Below are 19,831 nucleotides of genomic sequence, written 5' to 3'. Positions count from 1 at the left end.
CTTCTCACAGTTCGTTGTTACTAGGCTAATGAAACCTCTGTGAGACCTCCACGCTTAAGGTGCACGCTCTTTCTCTCCATATATCCGCCACATTTACTCTGCTACTACAAAGGTGATAGTTATAAGACTTCGTTGCTTTTAGCCAACTTATCTCTCGTAGCCTAGCCTTATATGTGATTTCTGTCCGTCGGACCAGAGATTTGCTTACAGCTTCCTTCAGATTCCATCTCGCGATGGACACCCTTGCTGTTCGGCTATACACTTCCCACTATCTGGGCGTGTTCAGGACTTTCACCTGTTAGAGTGCGCCCATGGCGCGCAAACTAAAAAGAGCCCGGAATATAAATACTCCGGGCTCTAAAGACCTTAATTAGTGATTACTTTTCAGCAAGAGCAGCCTCGAGCTTCTTTGTAAGTGCAGGAACGATCTTGTTAAGGTCGCCTACTACACCGTAATCTGCTACGTCGAAGATAGGAGCGTTCTCATCCTTGTTGATAGCGATGATGAGATCTGACTCTTCCATACCTGCAACGTGCTGGATAGCTCCGCTGATACCGATTGCGAAGTAAACCTTAGGACGAACAGTCTTACCTGTCTGACCTACCTGAAGATCCTTCGGCTTCCAGCCTGAATCTACAACTGCACGTGAGCAAGATACTGTTCCATGAAGAACCTTAGCAAGGTCCTCAAGGATCTTGAAGTTCTCAGGGCTTCCAACACCACGTCCGCCAGATACAAGGATCTTAGCTTCCTGGATATCCTCAACCTCTGAAACCGCCTTAACGATCTCAAGGATCTTTGTATAGCAAGCATTCTCCTCGAAGCCGGGATTGAACTCAACAACCTCAGCCTTAGCGCCCTTTACAGGAGCGATCTTCTGCATAACGCCGGGACGAACTGTTGCCATCTGAGGACGGAAATCAGGGCAAGCGATAGTAGCGATTGTGTTACCACCGAATGCAGGACGAGTCATAAGGAGCTGCTTATGCTTCTGCTCCTGACCCTCAACAGCGTTAAGCGGGAAATCACCTATATCAAGCTGTGTACAGTCAGCTGTAAGACCTGTGTGAACACGTGAAGATACACGAGGACCAAGGTCACGACCGATAGCTGTAGCACCAACCAGAAGGATTTCAGGCTTGAACTCATTGATAACTGATGCAAGTGCGTGTGTGTAAGGCTCTGTACGATAATCCTTAAGCTCAGGATCATCAACAACGATGACACGGTCAGCGCCGTACTCAGCAAGTGTGTCTACGAGGTTACCAACCTTGTCACCAAGCAGAACTGCTGTAACTTTTTTCTCATCAAGATCATTTGCAAGATCTTTTGCTTTGCCCAGGAGCTCAAGTGCGATACCTGAGAGCTCATTGTCTACCTGCTGAGCAAATATAAATACACCCTTATATTCTTCTAAAGACATGTTTTGTTCTCCTTTTAATCTATTAATTCACATCTTGGAACGCGCAGACTCGAAAATGCTACGCATTTCCTCGTTGTGGCTGTTCGCCACATATCAATTTTTCTCAATCCAAAATTCTTTGTGCAAGCACAGAATTTTGTCTTTCAAAAAATTACTGCGCGGCTCGCAGGTTCTCAGATTACATGCTTCTCTTCGAGCTTACCAAACAGATAATCAACTGCTTCGTCAGCTGAATCAGCAACGATCTTCTCACCAGCGCCCTTCTTAACCTTATCAGATGCCTTAGCGATCTGAGTAGGTGATCCCTTAAGACCAAGGTTAGAATCCTCAACATCCTTAAGGTCTGCTCTTCCCCAAACGGTAACTTCCTTATCGAATGCATCGAAGATTCCGCCGGGTGTCATGTATCTGGGCTCGCCGAGCTCTGCAAGAGCTGTGATAAGGCACGGCATCTTAGCCTCTACCATGTGATAACGATCCTCGAACTGACGCTTAACAACAACTGTCTTAGCCTTCTCGTCAACCTTGATCTCTTCAGCGTAAGAGATTACAGGAAGACCAAGGTGCTCAGAAATCTGAGGACCAACCTGAGCTGTATCACCATCGATAGCCTGACGGCCTGTGATTACGAGATCATACTCAAGGTTTCTAAGTGCGCCTGCGATTGTTGAAGATGTTGCCCATGTGTCAGCACCACCAAGTACGCGGTCTGTAACAAGAATTGCCTTGTCAGCACCCATAGCCATAGCCTCACGAAGAACTGCTTCAGCCTTGGGAAGACCCATGGTTACAACAGTAACTTCTGCGCCGTATTCATCTTTAAGACGAAGAGCTGCCTCGAGACCTGCTTTGTCATCAGGGTTCATGATTGCAAGCATTGCTCCTCTGTCGAGTGTTCCATCGGGTTTAAACTTAACCCCGCCCTTTGTATCGGGCACCTGCTTTATGCAAACTACTACTTTCATTTGTATTCTCCTTTTACAAAATGTAAATGATCATTTAGGAAGTTCTGCTAATCGTCTTTCGACTTTTGCAGAACGTGCTAATCCGCTAAGTTTAATAATTATTGCTAATAAGCTTAGCTTAATAAAGCACCAGAGATAACCATTCTCTGAACTTCAGATGTACCCTCGTAGATCTCTGTGATCTTAGCGTCACGCATCATTCTCTCTACTTCGTACTCTCTGATGTAACCATAACCACCGTGAAGCTGAACAGCCTTTGTTGTTACGTCCATAGCAACTTCTGCTGCGAAAAGCTTAGCCTTAGCTGCTTCTACAGAGTAACGATCCTTGTTCTTCTTAGCATCAGCTGCTGCATAAACAAGCATCTTAGCTGCTTCACACTGAGTAGCCATGTTAGCAAGCTGGAACTGTGTATTCTGGAACTGACCGATTGAACGACCGAACTGCTTTCTCTCCTTAACGTACTCAACTGTACGATCAAGAGCACCCTCAGCAATACCAAGAGCCTGTGCAGCGATACCGATACGTCCACCATCAAGTGTGTGCATAGCGATCGGGAAGCCCTTTCCTCTAGCGCCAAGAAGGTTCTCAGCAGGAATGTGGCAATCCTGGAAAATGAGCTCGTATGTGGATGATCCACGGATACCCATCTTGTTTTCCTTAGTACCGAATGTGAATCCGGGTGTTCCCTTCTCCACGATAAATGCTGAGAACTTCTTTGTCTTTCTGCCTCTCTTATCCTCAACGATATCTGTGTAAGCAATGATGATATAAGTATCAGCTACCTCACCGTTTGTGATGAAGCACTTAGATCCGTTAAGAACCCACTCTTTACCATCTTCTGTAAGAACAGCCTTGGTCTGAACGCCCTGAGCATCTGTACCAGCCATGGGCTCTGTAAGACCGAAAGCACCGAGCTTCTCACCCTTTGCAAGGGGAACGAGGAACTTCTGCTTCTGCTCCTCTGTACCGTATGTAAGAATAGGATCACAGCAAAGTGATGTATGAGCGGAAACGATAACTGCTGTTGTTCCGCAAACCTTTGCAAGCTCCTCTACGCACATAGCATATGTAAGAGGATCACATCCCTGTCCGCCGTATTCCTTCGGAATCGGGATACCCATGAAGCCGTACTTCTGCATTTTCTTAACGGTCTCCATCGGGAATACCTCTGTCTCATCCACGTCAATTGCGTGGGGCTTAACTTCTTTTTCTGCGAACTCTTTGAAAAGAGCTCTCGCCATTTCATGTTGCTGATCTAACTGAAAATCCATGAAAAAAATCCTCCATTCGTATTCTTAAAGTCCTCATCCGTCAGCTTCGCTGACACCTTCTCCCTAAAGGGAGAAGGCTTTATATGGGCATTTTTTATTCCTTAAAAAGGAAGTTCGACTTCTCACTTCGTTCGATCGAACAAAGTAGTACACTAGGCGCCAAAGGACGCCGCCAAGTGATTACTTTTTGTCTGTGGGCACCTTGCCGCCGTCGCTGTAATCGTAGAAACCGATACCAGTCTTAACACCAAGCTTCTTACCACGAACCATCTTACGAAGAAGAGGGCAAGCACGATACTTGGAATCGCCTGTCTCCTTGTAAAGAACGTCCATGATTGCAAGAACGATATCAAGTCCGATGTAGTCACCGAGTTCAAGGGGTCCCATAGGATGGTTGCAGCCAAGCTTCATAGCTGTGTCTACGCCCTGGATATCGGAAACGCCTTCTGAATATACGAAGATACCTTCGTTGATCATAGGAACAAGGATACGGTTTACAACGAAACCAGCTGCCTCGTTAACCTGAACGGGAGTCTTGCCAAGATCCTCAGAAATCTTCTTGATCTTCTCAACGTCAGACTCAGGTGTGTTAGCACCCTGGATAACCTCAACCAGCTTCATAACAGGAGCGGGATTGAAGAAGTGCATACCGATAACCGGCTTAGGAAGACCTGCACCGATCTCTGTGATTGAAAGAGATGATGTGTTAGATGCAAAAATGCAATCAGGATTCTTTACGATGTTCTCCTCGAGTTCCTTGAAGAGGTTCTTCTTGATATCCATAACCTCAAGAGCTGCCTCAACTACAAGATCAGCATCTGTACAGATGTCGTTAAGACCTGTCTGGATCTTGCCGATGATAACATCAGCCTTAGCCTGATCGATCTTTCCTTTAGAAACCATCTTGTCGATGCTCTTCTTAATCTTTGCAAAGCCGCCCTCAGCGAACTCTGTCTTAATATCACAGAGATATACCTTATCAACTGTATCTGCCTGTGCAAATGTCTGCGCGATGCCTGCGCCCATTGTTCCGGCACCAATAACTGCTACTTTCATTTTAATTCCTCCTATTTATTACCCCTCATCCGTCAGCTTCGCTGACACCTTCCCCCCAGGGGGAAGGCAGGGATTATGTTATACTTTGCGCCACCTCCCCCCAAGGGGAAGGCAGGGATCATGTTATACTTTTTTCAATCAATTATCCAAATATCGATTATTCAAATCTAACTATCCAAAAAATCGATTATTCAAAACTAATTATCTGAATTACTTATTCTGGAAGTCTACAACCTTAACCTTCTTCGGATCATCTTTCTTGCGAAGGAAGTTTGCCATACCTTCACGCTGATCCTCTGTCTCGAAGCAATCACCGAAGATCTTCTCCTCAAGCTCAATTGCCTTATCGATATCAAGCTGAAGTCCATCGTTGATAGCCTTCTTGCATGCACGAACTGCGATAGGAGCCTGTGCTGCAATTGTGTTTGCCATCTTCTCAGCTGCAGGAAGAAGCTCTTCCTGAGTATAAACTGCATTTACAAGACCGATTCTGAAAGCCTCGTCTGCCTTGATATTGCGTGCTGTGTAGATAAGCTGCTTAGCCATTCCAGCGCCGATGAGACGAGCAAGTCTCTGTGTGCCGCCGAAGCCGGGAGTGATTCCAAGACCAACCTCAGGCTGACCAAACATAGCGTTATCTGAGCAGATACGAATATCACAGCTCATGGAAATCTCGCAGCCGCCACCAAGAGCAAAGCCGTTAACTGCTGCGATTGTAGGAATAGGGAATGTCTCCAGTTTTCTGAATACATCATTTCCCTTCTTACCAAAAGCCTCACCTTCAGCCTTGGTAAGTGTGCTCATCTCTCCGATGTCAGCACCTGCTACGAATGACTTCTCCCCTGCACCTGTAAGAACGAGAGCTCTTACTGTGTTAACATCAATGCTGTCAAGAGCAGCGCTAAGGTCGTCAAGAACCTGGCTGTTAAGAGCATTGAGTGCCTCAGGGCGGTTGATTGTAAGGACAGCAATTTTATCCTTAACTTCAACATTTACAAATCCCATTTTCTTTGCCTCCTTGTTCGTTTCTATAATAAAGGTATCAGTAAATGCTTAAGCAAAACTAAATACCTTTTATTCTTTTTTCGTTATAAAAAGGAAACGGTACAAACCGTTTCCTTTTTGCATTTAGTTTTAGCGCTCAACGATAGTTGCACAACCCATGCCGCCACCGATACAAAGAGTAGCAAGACCACGCTTCTTGTCAGATCTCTGCATCTCATGAAGGAGAGTAACAAGAATACGGCATCCTGAAGCTCCTACAGGGTGTCCAAGTGCAATTGCACCACCGTTTACATTAAGTTTGTCAAGGTCGAAGCCAAGATCCTTACCTACTGCTACAGACTGAGCTGCGAAAGCTTCGTTTGCTTCGTAGATATCGAAATCCTCGATTTTAAGACCTGTGCGGTCAAGAACCTTCTTAGTTGCAGCAACAGGGCCAACACCCATGATTGAAGGATCAACGCCGCCAAGAGCACCTGCAACCCATGTAGCCATAGGTGTGATGCCAAGTTCCTTAGCCTTCTCTTCGCTCATAACAACGATAGCTGCAGCACCGTCGTTGATACCTGAAGCGTTACCTGCTGTTGTTACGCCATCAGCGTTGATAGGACGAAGCTTTGCAAGACCTTCGATTGTAGAACCCGGACGAGGACCCTCGTCTGTATCGAACATAACTGTTTCCTTCTTAACCTTTACAGGTACAGGAACGATCTCATCCTTGAACTTTCCTGCATTCTGTGCTGCCTCGCACTTCTGCTGGCTCTTGAGTGCGAACTCATCAAGCTCTTCTCTTGTGAGCTTCCACTGCTCTGCTACGTTATCAGCAGTCTTGATCATGTGATAGTCATTGAATGCATCCCAAAGAGCATCGTTAACCATGCAATCCTTTAATACGCCATTATTCATACGATAACCGAAACGTGCCTTATCAAGTGCGAAAGGAGCCATAGACATGTTCTCCATACCACCAGCAACAACGATATCAGCGCTGCCTGAAAGAATCTTCTCAGCAGCCATGTTTACGCAGTTAAGACCTGAGCCGCAAACTACGTTGATAGTAACTGCCGGTACCTCAACAGGAAGACCTGCCTTGATTGATGCCTGACGTGCTACGTTCTGTCCAAGACCTGCCTGAATAACGCAGCCCATGAGAACCTCGTCTACCTGTTCAGGCTTAACGCCTGCTCTGTTAAGTGCTTCCTTGATTACAATTGATCCAAGCTCTGCTGCCGGTGTGTTAGAAAGGGCTCCGCCCATCTTGCCGATTGCAGTTCTGCAAGCGCCTGCTAATACTACCTTTTGTGCCATAGATGCTACCTCCGTTTCGGGACTTTTATGTCCGCAAATTTTATGTTTTCTGTTGCTTGTTATTTTTTTGTCACAACGAATATATTATAGCATGTGTGCGATTTTTATTGCAAGGAAAAGCACTGTCAATATATATATTTTTTAGAATTTTTAATAAAGCTGTTCTAATTGCACATAAATTGAAAAGTCAATATAAAAAATTCATTGATTATTAAGAAAGTTTTAAAAAGTTATCCACAATTTTTGAAAATAAAATGGCTCAACAGACAGTTATGCACGAAGTTATCCACATCATCCACATTAATCCACACCAAAAAATTATTTTTCCACCATTTAAAGTGAACATATTTTTTGTGCGACTTTCACAAAAGTTAAAGATTTGTAAACAACCTTTTATTAAATTGCACATTCGAACATAAGAATGATATAATTTGTTTAATAAATTTAGAATTTTGTCTGACAAAATTCTAATGTTAATAAACTGCAAAGGGGATGATCGCATGAAATTCACTATTATTGGAAAAAACATCGATGTAACACCCGGACTTAAATCCGCTGTGGAGGAGAAAATCGGAAAGCTTGAAAAGTACTTCACACCCGAGACTAACGTCAATGTAACATTAACCGCTGACAAGGATCGCCATAAGATCGAGGTTACAATTCCCGTTAAGGGTAAGATCATCAGATCCGAACAGGTCAGTAACGACATGTATGTTTCAATAGATCTGGTGGAGGAGATCATTGAACGCCAGCTGAAAAAATACAGAAGTAAGCTTGTAAACAAGCATCAGACTGAGATCAGCAACTTCAAGAAGGAATATATCGAGAACGAAGACTTCGATGATGAGGAAATCAAAATCGAGCGTGTTAAGAAGTTTGATCTTAAACCCATGTATGTTGAGGATGCAGCAATTCAGATGGAGCTTCTCGGACACAACTTCTTCGTATTCATCAATGCTGAGACAGACCAGCCTAACGTAGTCTATAAGAGAAAAGGAAATACCTATGGCTTGATCGAGCCGGAAGAATAAGCGCAGTAAAGGCCGCCAAATGGCGGCCTTTTATATTTCCCTCATCCGTCAGCTTCGCTGACACCTTCCCCCTAAAAGGGGGAAGGCATAAATATATTCTTCTCTGATTATTATTTTAATGCTCTTCTCTGATTATTATTTTAATATATAGTTCTGCCCTGATCATCAGGAATTCCACACTTGCGATAGAAATAGCTGTTTACGATATCACACCACTCTCTCGCATTTCTTACCTGTCTTTCAAATCTCTCAGACACATTATCATAAACGCGTGCGGGAACCTTACCCTTGAGGCTTTCCCACTTTTTTAGCATCTCCTTTGCCTCTTCATAGCCTGCAAAGTGAGTATCGTATATATGCTGTATCACGGTTTTTCCGGATGACAATACATGTGTATAAGGTGTCTTATGGAAAAACAGAAGGAGCTCCTCAGGTGTAGTAGCAGGATCAGAGAAATTCTCTTTATTGGGCGAGCGATACTGAAGTGCAAAACCTGTTCCCTCAGGACCTCTCTCAACACCTATTCCCTGCCAGTCAGCGCGGTGATATGTTCCCCATCTGTCATACTCATATCCGTCAACACAGGGACCATAATGGTCATGAGGAGTTACCATCCAGCCGATTCCAAGAGGAGAAGTATAATTCTCATAGGTTCTCCAGGATCCAAGCTCAAGGTCGCATATAGTCTTCTGGTCCTCAGCACTTATCATAGGATATGTAAGCTCAGACCACTCCTCTACGATTTCTTCTGCTGAAAGCTCTGTATTCCAAGCAAGTCTTCCAAATCCATAAAGGTTTGCAGCTGCAAGATCATTTCCTGTCCAGTTTTCATCATTACCTGTATTGGTTACGGCTACCATACCACCACGAAGCTTCTTATCAGCTCTTCCGCTTATAATTCCGGCAACAGTGGAATCCTCCACATCAGGAAGGTATGTCTCAAAAGAAAGTATCTCCTTAAACCACGGCATGAGATAGCAAAGATCAATTTGATGTCCTGTATACTCCTGAGCTATCTGTACCTCAAGCATCTGTCTGGTTTTAGACAGACCACCGAAAAGCGGTGATACAGGTTCTCTTACCTGAAAATCCATGGGACCGTTTTTTATCTGTAAAATTACGTTATCAGCAAAGCTGCCATCCAACTGACTAAAGTAGTCATATCCTGCCTTGGCGCGGTCTGTAGTGAGATCTCTCCAGTCCTGCTGACAGTTGTATACAAAGCATCTCCAAATAACTGTTGCATTAAAAGGTGCCAGAGCCTTCGCCAGCATATTGGCGCCGTCAGCCTGAGTCCTGCCATAGGTCATAGGACCCGGTCTTCCCTCAGAATCTGCCTTAACAAGGAATCCGCCAAGATTAGGAATCCTGTCATAAACTTCCTTTGCCTTGGCGTTCCACCAAGCCTGCACTTCCTCATTGAGAGGATCTGCGGAGCCGATAGGCGTATCTATAGGACTCGCGAAGTTGATGCACACATACATCTTAACGCCATAAAAATCGAAGAGATCAGTAAGTTCCTTAACCTTTGAAAGGAATCTGTCACCAATAAGCTCACATGCAGCATCCTTAACATTAACGTTATTTATAGCTACTGCATTTATGCCCATTGAAGCAAGTAATCTTGCATAGTCTCTGGTTCTGTCATCAATAATGATTTCATTATTAACATAGAAAAATGATCTGCCTGAATAGCCTCTCTCAATAGAGCCATCCATGTTATCCCAATGATCAAGCATACGTATGGGATTTGAAGGTACTTCAAGGCAGCTCTTTCCTTCCTCGAGCTTGCCAAGCCTCATAAGTGCTATCATCCTGAAGGTACCGAAAATAAGCCCCTCTCTGGAAGTAGCCTCAACTACCAGTCTATTGTCATCATAGCTTATGCGATAGGAGTCCCTTAAAATGTCCGCATCCTCAACGCTCTTCTTTTGGAGGTCTGTTCCTTCTTTATTTACATATCCGGCAAATTCGTCTTTTGATATAAGCTTAAGAACTATTGCTGCGTCCTTCTCATCAGCTTTCCTTACATCCTTATCAAACCAAATTCGGGATACCTTATTTATTTCGTCAAAAGCGGCTGTGACCTCAGAAGATTCCGGCAGAGCTACACCACTAAAAAGCTTTTCAAACTCTGCTGCCTTCTCTTTTCCTTCCTTATAATCTAGCCAACACTGTGTCCACATAGGTCATCAGTTCCTTTCTGCATTTTTCTTAATTGCTTCCCATAATCCATTGAGGTAGGTTGCTCCAAGAGCTCTGTCATAAAGACCATATCCGGGCATTGCCACTTCATCCCAGATCATACGACCATGGTCAGGACGGATAGGGCCGGTAAAGTCGATGTCATAAAGTGCCTTCATGATCTCGTACATATCGAAATCACCATCACTGGAAAGATGAGCAGCCTCTTCGAAGTTGTCATCAGAATGGAACTTAAGGTTTCTTACGTGTGCAAAATGAATACGACCCTTAAGTGCTCTGATCATTCCGGGAAGATCGTTCTCTCTGTTGGTACCATAGGAACCTGCGCAGAATGTAACACCATTGTGCGGGTTATCTACCATCTTCATCATGCGCTGAATATTCTCTAAGTTGATGATGATACGAGGAAGTCCAAATACTGACCATGCAGGATCATCAGGATGAATAGCCATATTGATATCATATTCATCGCAGACAGGCATGATCTTCTCAAGGAAATACTTGAGGTTATCAAAGAGCTTCTCCTCATCTACATCTTTATACTTTTCAAAGAGTTCCTTTATAATAGCCATACGCTCAGGCTCCCATCCGGGAAGTACTGCACCGTTGGCATCCTTGCTTATTGAATCAAACATAGCCTCAGGATCAAGTGCATCAATTGCAGCCTGAGTGTAAGCAAGTACTGTTGATCCGTCAGGTCTTACTCTTGCAAGCTCAGTTCTCGTCCAGTCAAAAACCGGCATGAAGTTGTAGCATACAAGATGAATATCCTCTTCGCCCAGATTTTTAAGAGTCTCAATGTAGTTATCAATATACTGATCTCTGTCGGGGCTTCCTATTTTAATAGCATCATGTATATTTACAGATTCGATACCTGCAATATGCAGTCCTGCACTTTCTACCTCATCCTTGAGTGCACGGATTCTCTCTCTTGACCAAACCTCACCGGGAGTGGTGTCATAAAGAGTAGTAATAACTCCTGTCACTCCGGGAATCTGTCTGATCTGCTTCAAGCTTACAGTATCAAATCCTGTTCCAAACCATCTAAATGTCATTTCCATATCTAAAACTCTCCTATACTTGTTTCTATAATAGACACCCATGTTTGTTTTCTATTTTTAGGTGCCGTAAGTCGCTTTAGCTTCTCTACTTGTATACAAGTATATTAGAATATTTGTCCAGCCCTGTCCACACAAAAAAACAACCAAATTCGCAGGTGCGAATTTGGTCATATTTTCTTAACAATTTGTGACATCTTGAATGAAACCATTCTTAATTATCTGTCTTAAAATATTCGGGATGAGCTTCAAGCAGTGCATCATGATCTATCTTGTATCTCTTAAGATGCTTCTCAACGAGCCTTCCGGCTTCTTCCTTATCCTTATTTTTAATTGCTTCAAGCATCTCCCTATGATCACCTACTATATTAGTATCCTTGACAGTGAGCATTGAAAGCGCTCTTACTCTGTCAAAATGGATCATCATTGTTCCTCGCATCTTGTGTATTGTCTCTTTTCTGGCGGCCACATATATGATGCGATGAAATTCATTATCGAGCTCATATATCTTCTCCGTAGCCATGTTTTGAAGGTAAAACTCTTGAAGTGCCAGGTTCTCCTCCATCTTCATAATGTCCTCATCAGTTGCCAGATCACAGGCTTCTTCAATAACAGCCACATCCAGAACTCTTCTGAGAAAAACCGCTTCCTCAACGAACTTAGAATCTATAAGTGAAATATAGCTTCCTCTTTGGGGATAAATCTCAATTATTGCAACCTTGTGAAGTTCCTGTATAGCCTCTCTCACAGGTGTTCTACTGATTCCAAGGAATCCCGCTATCTCATTCTCACTGATAGCAGTTCCCGGTGCCAGATCAAGTGAAATAATATTTTCCATGATTGCCCGGAAGGCATATTCTCTTGCTGTCTCAGTAGCAAGTCTTTCTACCTGTTTCATAATGATGTTTCCCTCTCAGTTGTCTGTCTACTCAATCGTCAATATATGTTTTTGTCTCGTTAAATACGAATTATTTGCACGTGTTGAACCAACCATTTCGCTAAGCCCAAAGCATCTATCTCTTTGTGCGAAGTCACTTGAGAATCCACATATACCGATATATCTAGTATACCGTATATGCTTGTATACCAGTCAAGTCACTTTATTGCGGACTTGTCGCCGCATATTGCGAGGCTATGTTCCTGTGTTTAGACTGATTTCAGGTTACCCATTTTAACGTTGTCGGCAACAAAAATGTTACCCACAAACAAATTTGTTGCCATCTCATTTATTTGACCACGTAAAATGAAAAAGGTCAGCCGGAATGCAAGCATTCCGCTGACCTTTTATGTGTCAATCCACTTTTCACAATGAAGTTCCGCTCTACTCTGTATGACATTTCACCAGACTCGAAAATACCTCGTCAGGTGACCTGCACATCGCTTCGCTACAAGAAAATCAAAAACATTGGAACCCTGAGAGCCAGACTCGAAAATGCTAACGCATTTCCTCGTTTCGGCTGTTCGCCGAATGAATAAGAATTTAAAAAGGTCAGCCGGAATGCAAGCATTCCGCTGACCTTTTAAATTCTTATTCGCTTGGCTCTCAGGTTAGAATACTCTCCTTACTGCAAGGACCTGTCTGTAGCTTGCATCAGAAATCTTGATACCTGTCTTAGCTGTAGATGCATGTACGATCTGTCCGCCACCGATGTAGATACCTACGTGACCAGAGTAACATACGATATCACCGGGCTGTGCATTAGCAAGACCGTCAACAGCTGCACCAACGCTTCTGTCAGCACCACTTGAGTGAGGCAGGCTAACACCGAAATTAGCGTATACACTCATAACGAAACCTGAGCAGTCTGTTCCGTTTGTAAGACTGGATCCACCATATACATACGGATTACCAACGAACTGTGTTGCAAAGGATGCAACTGCAGATCCGATTGAACTTGACTGTGTTGTATAACTTCCTGCTGAATTGTAGCTCTTGGAACTTGAACCACCATCTGATGACTTCTTAGTTCCCTTCTTAGCCTGAGCAAGAGCAGCAAGACGTGCTTCCTCTTCCTTCTTAAGACGTGCTTCCTCTTCTTCCTTGGACTCAGCCTCAACGAACTCTGTAGAAAGCTCTACATAATCCATTGATACGTAACCGTCACCTTCCTCGATGCTTACCTTAACCCAGCCATCAAGCTCTTCGGTTACTACAAGTTCGTCCTCTATCGGTACAAGTCCGAGTACTTCATCATCAGTACTGGGGCCACTTCTTACTTTAAGAGTTGTTGTTGTAACAGTAGCGATACGCTTACCAACCTGCTTAGCAAGTTCTACGGCATCTTCACCTGTTACACAGTACTCAGCCTTAACATAACCTTCAACTCTTCCGGATTTGATCTTATACCATCCGTCAGTCTCTTCAATAAATGTTCCTACAGAATCATCATAAAGCTTACCGATGATCTCGCCATCCTCTTCACTCGGGTTATCACGAACATTTACGTAATCATTAACCTGAGCGATAACGAGTGATCTAAAACGTTCCTCTTCCTGTTCCTCCGGTGTGGGTTCAGGTGTTCCTGTTCCGGGTTCCTCAGCGGGAATTGTAGCTCCCGTAGCCCTCTGAATATCGTTAAGAATGTTCTCCTGCAATGTAGATGCAAGAGGAGTTGTCTCTGTTATAGTTACTGCAGAATCTTTAATTTCACTCTCTGCAACCTTATCATCTGTACTATCACCTGCAAGATTGGAGAGAGATACTGAATCTCCTGTAAGCGCGTAGCTGATACCTGCGGAAGGCAATACATTCGTCACCTTGGATGCTGAAGCACTTACATCAATACCATTTCCTCCAACAGTTACGGCAGCAGCAATCCCCATCGCTATGAGCTGCATTTTAGTCTTTCGCAAAACAAACCTCCAAATCATTTGTTACAAATTTGTTACATCTTTTAACAATATACTCTGTCAGGCTTGTTTTGTCAACCTTTCTTGAAGTTTTAAGAGTAAAATTGCAAGGCTTAAATAAGCCATTTTTGGAATTGCGCAATTTATTAAGTCATTTTACCGATGCCCGCGAACCCAGTATTTATGCGGATACTCGGATTTTTTCAGTCCGTTTCCAAATCATTTTTTTCCAACGAAAAAATCCTGAACTGATGTTACGGCATTTGCTCCATCAGCTACTGCAGTAACGATCTGTCTGAGTCTCTTTTTTCTGGAATCTCCGGCTACAAAAACACCGGGTGTGGATGTCGCTCCGCCCTCATCAGCTATAATATATCCGCTATCGTCCATATCACAGAGTCCGGCAAAACTCTCGGTGAGGGGATGTATACCAATTGCTACAAAAAGTGCATCAGTTTCTACGTCCTTTGTTTCTCCTGTCTTAACATTCTTAACCAAAACTGAAGAAACTTTGTTATCTCCCTTAACTTCTTCGATAACACTGTCCCAGATCATTTCTACATTATCAAGGGCAAACAGTTCATCCTGAAGAATCTTGGCAGCTCTGAGCTCATCTCTTCTGTGAACTAGATAAACCTTGCTGCATCCTCTTGCAAGGAAAATTGCATCTTCAACTGCAACATCTCCGCCGCCGTTAACAACGGCAACTTTATTTCTGAAAAATGCTCCATCACAGGTAGCACAGTATGAAACACCACGTCCTGTGAATTCCTCTTCACCCTTAATGCCAAGCTTATTGTGAGCGGCACCTGTTGCAAGGATCACTGATTTTGTTTCATATTCTCCCTGATCTGTAACGATTTTGAATACAGGAGTCTCTGTGTCACTTCCTTCTTTTTCCCTTAATATAGAAGAAACACATCCTTCTGCAAACTCAACACCGAGCTTGTCAGCATGCTCACGGAACTTCATTCCCATATCAAATCCGTTGATTCCGGGAAGTCCAAGGTAATTGTCTACTTCATATGTTATAAGTATCTGTCCCCCTGATACAGGGTCCTTTTCAATTACGAGAGTATCAAGTCCTGCTCTCTTTGCATATACTGCTGCAGAAAGGCCTGCAGGGCCGGAACCTACAATAATAAGATCTTTCATGTTAATAACCTCCTATTCAGAATTGGTATCTAAAATTAAATTGTGTGCAATCTTTATTTATTCTAAATAATAATCCGTTCATTTCGGTTTGTAAATACCTTTTATGCTAATATAATATTAAAAAAACAATTAACTGATCTGTCTGTACCCGATTATTCATATTAAAGGAGTTCAGGCTGATAGCCGACATAAGGAGTCTTACATGAGTTCACACAAAGGTCCGGTACTTATTACAGGAGCATCAAGAGGTATAGGAAAAGCTATAGCTACTGCCTTTGCAAAGGAAGGTTATGACCTTTATCTGTGCTGCAAAACAAATATTGATTCCCTGCGAGCCTTTTCAGATGAGCTTTCTAAGGAAAACGGTATAAGCGCCAAAGCCTTTGCATGCGACGTTTCAGATGAAAATAGCGTCATCTCAATGTTTAAAGAAATAGCAGCCTTGCCGGGAAATAGCCCAAGCATTGTTATAAATAATGCAGGCATTGCCTGGTATGGTCTTATGACCGATATGTCGGCAGACGAATGGCACAGTCTTATCGGCACCAATCTTGATTCTGTTTTTTATATATGTAAAAATGCCGTTCCTTATATGGTTAAAAAAGGTGAGGGACGAATAATAAATATCTCCTCGATATGGGGAAATGTCGGAGCCTCGTGTGAAGTAGCTTACTCAGCGTCGAAGGGCGGCGTCAATGCTTTTACCAAAGCCCTGGCTAAGGAACTGGCTCCGAGTGGAATACCTGTAAATGCCATCTCATGTGGCGTAATAGATACTGAAATGAATTCAGCACATCTGTCCGAGGATGAGCTAAAAGAACTTGCTTCCGAAATTCCCGCTGACAGATTAGGACGACCTGAAGAAGTAGCAGAGCTTGCTCTTAGTCTTGCGACGTCCCCTAAATACCTTACAGGTCAGATAATAACAATTGACGGTGGCTTTATATAAGCCACCGTTTTTTAACTAAACAAACATTGTTGGTTCAAAGCTTCAAGATCGTATACTTCTTAAAACTTCATATCAAACTTTGGAGCGATAGCAAACATGCAGGCTCCAATAGCTACCATCACCATTGAAATAATCTGTGATGTTGAGAAAGCTCCAATGCTTCCTCTATAATCCGCACGGAAGAACTCGATGATAAATCTTCCAACGCCGTAGAGCATCAGGTACATCGCACCGGTTCTGTATTTTACCTCGGTCTTACCGGAAAACCATATAAGGAAAATTCCGATAAGGAAATCACCTGCTGACGACATTAGCTGTGTCGGCAAAAGCGGAACGCCGTTTGGTGCAAAATCAGAGTGCGTGAACACTACATGAAAAGGACTTGTCGTCTCTGCTCCGTAGCAGCATCCGGCACAAAAGCATCCTATTCTGCCAAAGCCCTGTGCTATTGCAACTGCAGGCATAACGACATCGAAATATCTTCCATACTCCTCATGCCTTGTCTTTACGTAAATAAAACTTGTAAGAATACCGCCTATAATTCCGCCGTATACGACATAGCCATTTCTGAAATCCCATAATATTGAAGGATCCTTCATTATATTGGGTATCTCCACAATATAAAACAGAAGCCTGCATCCAAGCAGGCCTCCGATAATTGCGCAATAGAAAATACCATAAATGGTATCCTCCGACAGGCCCTTCTTTTTTCCTCTCTTAAGTACAATCATGAGTGCTGTGAGAAACCCCACAGCAATCATAAGCCCATACATGTGTAATGTAACAGGACCTATCTTAATATCATTAAACATAATTCCTCATTTCCGGTATTACTTTTTCATTACTTTCTCGATTGCAGATATTACCTTATCTTCATCAAGAGGCTTTGTAATGAATTCGGTCGCACCATTCTCAAGTGCTTCCTTCACCTTTTCATTCTGCCCCGCAGCGGTTATCATTATTACCTTTGATTCAGGATATGCCTTATGGATAAGCTTAAGGCTCTCAATTCCATCCATAACCGGCATAGTAATATCCATAGTTACAATGTCAGGATTCAACTTGCCATAATCGTCAAATCCCTCCTGGCCGTTCGTAGCTTCATCTACAATAACATGACCGTGCTTTTCAAGCATGTCTCTCAAAACACGTCTGGAAGTTCTTGAATCATCAACAATAAGTATGTTTGCCATTTTCCCTCTCCTCATAAGCACTGTGCTGTGATTACTTTACAGTAACGTCACTACCCACTGAAACAACAAGAAGTACTTCCGCTCCGGAACAATAAATAGGCATGACTCTTATTTCCTGACCGGCTATCTCTCCAAACTTCGTTATAAAGTATGGAGGCTCAAGGTCGATTTTCTTGCCTTTCTTGCTCCTGTCTGTTGCATACAACCCATTTATACAATTGATAAGCTCGCACATAGCATCAAGAGCATCTTCCTCAGTTTCAATGAATTCTTCCTTGGTATAGCTCTTGGCCATTTTCTGCAGATCAACATCCTTACCCAAAAGAGCAACTGTAGCCTTAATGTCGCCTTCGAAGGACTGATACGCAATGCACTTTTCTTTAATATTCCTGACGGTATAAACATTACCTATATAAAGATGTGCATCCACTAATCGGTATATGTTTTTTATTCCATATCTGAAAATCGCATTATACTCTTCATCATCTGAGCCGGTGAAAAGAGGAACTATCAGGTCTACATCGCAGTTTTTAAGAATAGTCATCTGATCATCGGTAAACTGCTTCTCCTGCTGATATTCCTTTATCATGACGTCCACTTCCTCAAGAGTCATAAGCCCCTTCTCCACAAGAGCGGAAGTAAAGGTCATAAACTCATTAAGCTGAAGAGAAAGCAGATATCCAAGCTGTATCTCTGTGATATATCCACGCTCAATTGCCAAATCTCCAAAGCGTTTGTCCATTGTAGCCTGAAGAGCATTTATCTCCTCAGCCTGCGCAACGGTCATCAGCTTTTCACTAACAGCTATAACCCCGAGCTTAGCACGTTTTGATTCCTGGACGTCATAAACTGCCGACAACTGATCCTTTGTAAGTCTGCCCTTATCAAGCAAGTACTTTCCAATGATTCGGTCAAACATAATAATCCTCCATAATTATGGAAACAAAAGTATCTATGATTCAAGAAAATAAAATCACGCTATATACATGATACCACAATTATAATTTACACGATATATCACAAGACTATTAAATGCCGCAAATATTTTGCGTTATATTATTCCTCTTCAGTATTCTTAGCTGCGATTCCCTTTCCGCTCATAGCTGACTGTACAGCAGCCTCTGTCTCGGAAAGCTTTCTCTTCTGAGGCTTATTTGTGCCGTTCTTGGCAGCTGCTACCTGAGAAGCCATGTGAAGCGCCAGCATTCTCTCTCTGGGGATCATGATCTTCTGACCCGCAGGATTGATGATAACACCGTGCTTATCTCCTACGAATTTCAAGATATCACTAAAGCCGAACACTGCTCCTCTGTACTCTGAATTTCTGAACATCTTTGAAAACTCCACGCCGTCCGTAAAAATAGGAAGGAAGTGTTTTTCATCAGAGCTCTTTATTTCAGGGAAGCGAATCTTTGTATCTGCAGTAAACTTAAATCTTCCGTCGTCGAGAACCTCAACAGGACCCTCATGCTGCATGGGTACGATATACTTTGCAGCCTGTGCTGCCTGTGCCATGCGCATCTCTTTTACTGTAAGAACCTGTTCTCTCTTCTCATACTTAACAGGCCATCTTGCCTCACCCAGGAAATCAAGCATAGCGAATACAAGAGCAGGATTCTTGGGTGACTTATCGCCTGCTCCGCCCCAGTCTCCGGGAGCTGCAACGATCTCGTTTCTCTTGAAGTGAGCTCTGTAATATCCGTTATCAACTATGAAATTCTCAATTCCAAGGTAGTAGAGATAGTCGAAAAATGTTCTTCTCTCACTGGCAGATTCTGCTTCGTTATCTGCCTTGCAGGGGCGCACCTGAAGCTTTCTGAACTGCTTTTCAAAAACCTTAACTGCTTCCTGCGCATACTCCTCGCATGAGTAAATATTGATGTATCCGTGATCGATGAAAGGATAACCGGTATTTAGATCAAATAATACATAAAGTGTTTTTGCATCACGAACCCTTGAAAGGATCTCGTTATATACCTTTCTGTGGTTAGCTTCGTAACCGGGGATAGGTGCTTCCTTCTGGAATCTTTCCTGCACTGTAAGAAGGAATAAAAGCTCCTGAAGTGAAAGGAATTTTAAAGTCTCGAGGCTTAAATCCTCCTCGTAGATAAGTTCACCTATCTCATCTTTTCTCTCTTCGGAAATAGGATCTTCAAAGACCATCTCTTCCATTCCATCAATCTTAATAGGATTGAGTCTTCCGGGAACAGGCCAGCCAAGCCCCTTGTGCTTTTCCTTAAGCTCAGCTATCACCTGCTCTTTTCTCTCAGCCTCCTGCTGTTCAAGAAGAGCCGCCTCGTCTTCCTTGTTTTTCTTTCCGCCTAAAAAGTTAAAAAGTCCCATTGCTAAATCTCCAATCTG

General features: G+C 43.1%; 17 protein-coding genes. 2 read left to right on the top strand and 15 right to left on the bottom strand.

Features of this window, described 5'->3' with window-relative positions:
• Nucleotides 1–377: 377 nt before the first annotated feature.
• The 6 genes from G586_RS0102795 to G586_RS0102770 form a co-directional block, all read right to left on the bottom strand.
• Complete coding sequence (locus G586_RS0102795) at nt 378–1,424, bottom strand: electron transfer flavoprotein subunit alpha/FixB family protein (RefSeq protein ID WP_026526475.1); 1,047 nt, start codon at nt 1,422–1,424, stop codon at nt 378–380.
• Nucleotides 1,425–1,597: 173 nt separating this feature from the next.
• Nucleotides 1,598–2,389 (bottom strand): electron transfer flavoprotein subunit beta/FixA family protein, encoded by a 792-nt coding sequence (locus G586_RS0102790; protein WP_026526474.1) that lies wholly within the window; start codon nt 2,387–2,389, stop codon nt 1,598–1,600.
• 113 nt (nt 2,390–2,502) lie between these two features.
• Complete coding sequence (locus G586_RS0102785) at nt 2,503–3,663, bottom strand: acyl-CoA dehydrogenase (RefSeq protein WP_026523489.1); 1,161 nt, start codon at nt 3,661–3,663, stop codon at nt 2,503–2,505.
• Between the two features lie 180 nt (nt 3,664–3,843).
• Nucleotides 3,844–4,719, bottom strand: a complete 876-nt coding sequence (locus tag G586_RS0102780) for a 3-hydroxyacyl-CoA dehydrogenase family protein (protein WP_026526473.1) — start codon at nt 4,717–4,719, stop codon at nt 3,844–3,846.
• Nucleotides 4,720–4,929: 210 nt separating this feature from the next.
• Complete coding sequence (locus G586_RS0102775) at nt 4,930–5,724, bottom strand: enoyl-CoA hydratase-related protein (protein ID WP_026526472.1); 795 nt, start codon at nt 5,722–5,724, stop codon at nt 4,930–4,932.
• A gap of 129 nt (nt 5,725–5,853) precedes the next feature.
• The gene (locus G586_RS0102770; protein ID WP_026526471.1) at nt 5,854–7,029 is read right to left on the bottom strand and encodes an acetyl-CoA C-acetyltransferase; all 1,176 of its coding nucleotides are present in this window, start codon (nt 7,027–7,029) and stop codon (nt 5,854–5,856) included.
• Between the two features lie 500 nt (nt 7,030–7,529).
• Here G586_RS0102770 and hpf point away from each other — a divergent pair, with 500 nt between their 5' ends.
• Nucleotides 7,530–8,060, top strand: a complete 531-nt coding sequence (gene hpf, locus G586_RS0102765; protein ID WP_026526470.1) for a ribosome hibernation-promoting factor, HPF/YfiA family — start codon at nt 7,530–7,532, stop codon at nt 8,058–8,060.
• Between the two features lie 140 nt (nt 8,061–8,200).
• On the opposite strand, the gene G586_RS0102760 is transcribed toward hpf, so the two are convergent.
• The 5 genes from G586_RS0102760 to trxB form a co-directional block, all read right to left on the bottom strand.
• Nucleotides 8,201–10,246, bottom strand: coding sequence for an alpha-glucuronidase family glycosyl hydrolase (locus G586_RS0102760; RefSeq protein WP_026526469.1), 2,046 nt, complete (start codon nt 10,244–10,246; stop codon nt 8,201–8,203).
• A 6-nt stretch (nt 10,247–10,252) separates the two neighbouring features.
• A complete protein-coding gene (gene uxuA / locus G586_RS0102755) occupies nt 10,253–11,326 on the bottom strand; it encodes a mannonate dehydratase (RefSeq protein ID WP_026526468.1) in 1,074 nt (357 codons plus the stop codon).
• Between the two features lie 211 nt (nt 11,327–11,537).
• Nucleotides 11,538–12,221 carry a GntR family transcriptional regulator gene (locus tag G586_RS0102750; RefSeq protein WP_035772211.1) on the bottom strand — a complete coding sequence of 228 codons (684 nt, stop codon included), beginning with the start codon at nt 12,219–12,221 and terminating at the stop codon, nt 11,538–11,540.
• A 650-nt stretch (nt 12,222–12,871) separates the two neighbouring features.
• Nucleotides 12,872–14,176, bottom strand: a complete 1,305-nt coding sequence (locus G586_RS0102745; RefSeq protein WP_026526466.1) for a C40 family peptidase — start codon at nt 14,174–14,176, stop codon at nt 12,872–12,874.
• A gap of 216 nt (nt 14,177–14,392) precedes the next feature.
• Nucleotides 14,393–15,328 carry a thioredoxin-disulfide reductase gene (gene trxB / locus G586_RS0102740; RefSeq protein WP_026526465.1) on the bottom strand — a complete coding sequence of 312 codons (936 nt, stop codon included), beginning with the start codon at nt 15,326–15,328 and terminating at the stop codon, nt 14,393–14,395.
• Between the two features lie 202 nt (nt 15,329–15,530).
• Here trxB and ymfI point away from each other — a divergent pair, with 202 nt between their 5' ends.
• Nucleotides 15,531–16,277 carry an elongation factor P 5-aminopentanone reductase gene (gene ymfI, locus G586_RS0102735; RefSeq protein WP_026526464.1) on the top strand — a complete coding sequence of 249 codons (747 nt, stop codon included), beginning with the start codon at nt 15,531–15,533 and terminating at the stop codon, nt 16,275–16,277.
• 59 nt (nt 16,278–16,336) lie between these two features.
• On the opposite strand, the gene lgt is transcribed toward ymfI, so the two are convergent.
• From lgt to G586_RS0102715, 4 genes are all read right to left on the bottom strand, one after another.
• Nucleotides 16,337–17,089, bottom strand: coding sequence for a prolipoprotein diacylglyceryl transferase (lgt, locus tag G586_RS0102730; RefSeq protein WP_026526463.1), 753 nt, complete (start codon nt 17,087–17,089; stop codon nt 16,337–16,339).
• Between the two features lie 18 nt (nt 17,090–17,107).
• Nucleotides 17,108–17,470, bottom strand: a complete 363-nt coding sequence (locus G586_RS0102725; protein WP_026526462.1) for a response regulator — start codon at nt 17,468–17,470, stop codon at nt 17,108–17,110.
• 31 nt (nt 17,471–17,501) lie between these two features.
• The gene (locus tag G586_RS0102720) at nt 17,502–18,389 is read right to left on the bottom strand and encodes a chemotaxis protein CheX (protein WP_026526461.1); all 888 of its coding nucleotides are present in this window, start codon (nt 18,387–18,389) and stop codon (nt 17,502–17,504) included.
• A 137-nt stretch (nt 18,390–18,526) separates the two neighbouring features.
• Nucleotides 18,527–19,813, bottom strand: a complete 1,287-nt coding sequence (locus G586_RS0102715; RefSeq protein WP_026526460.1) for an SseB family protein — start codon at nt 19,811–19,813, stop codon at nt 18,527–18,529.
• Nucleotides 19,814–19,831: the final 18 nt, after the last annotated feature.

Source organism: Butyrivibrio sp. VCD2006 (genome assembly GCF_000423925.1).
Lineage (GTDB): Bacteria > Bacillota > Clostridia > Lachnospirales > Lachnospiraceae > Butyrivibrio.
Note: the sequence above shows the minus strand (reverse complement) of the source record. Positions and strands in the feature narration are given on the sequence as shown.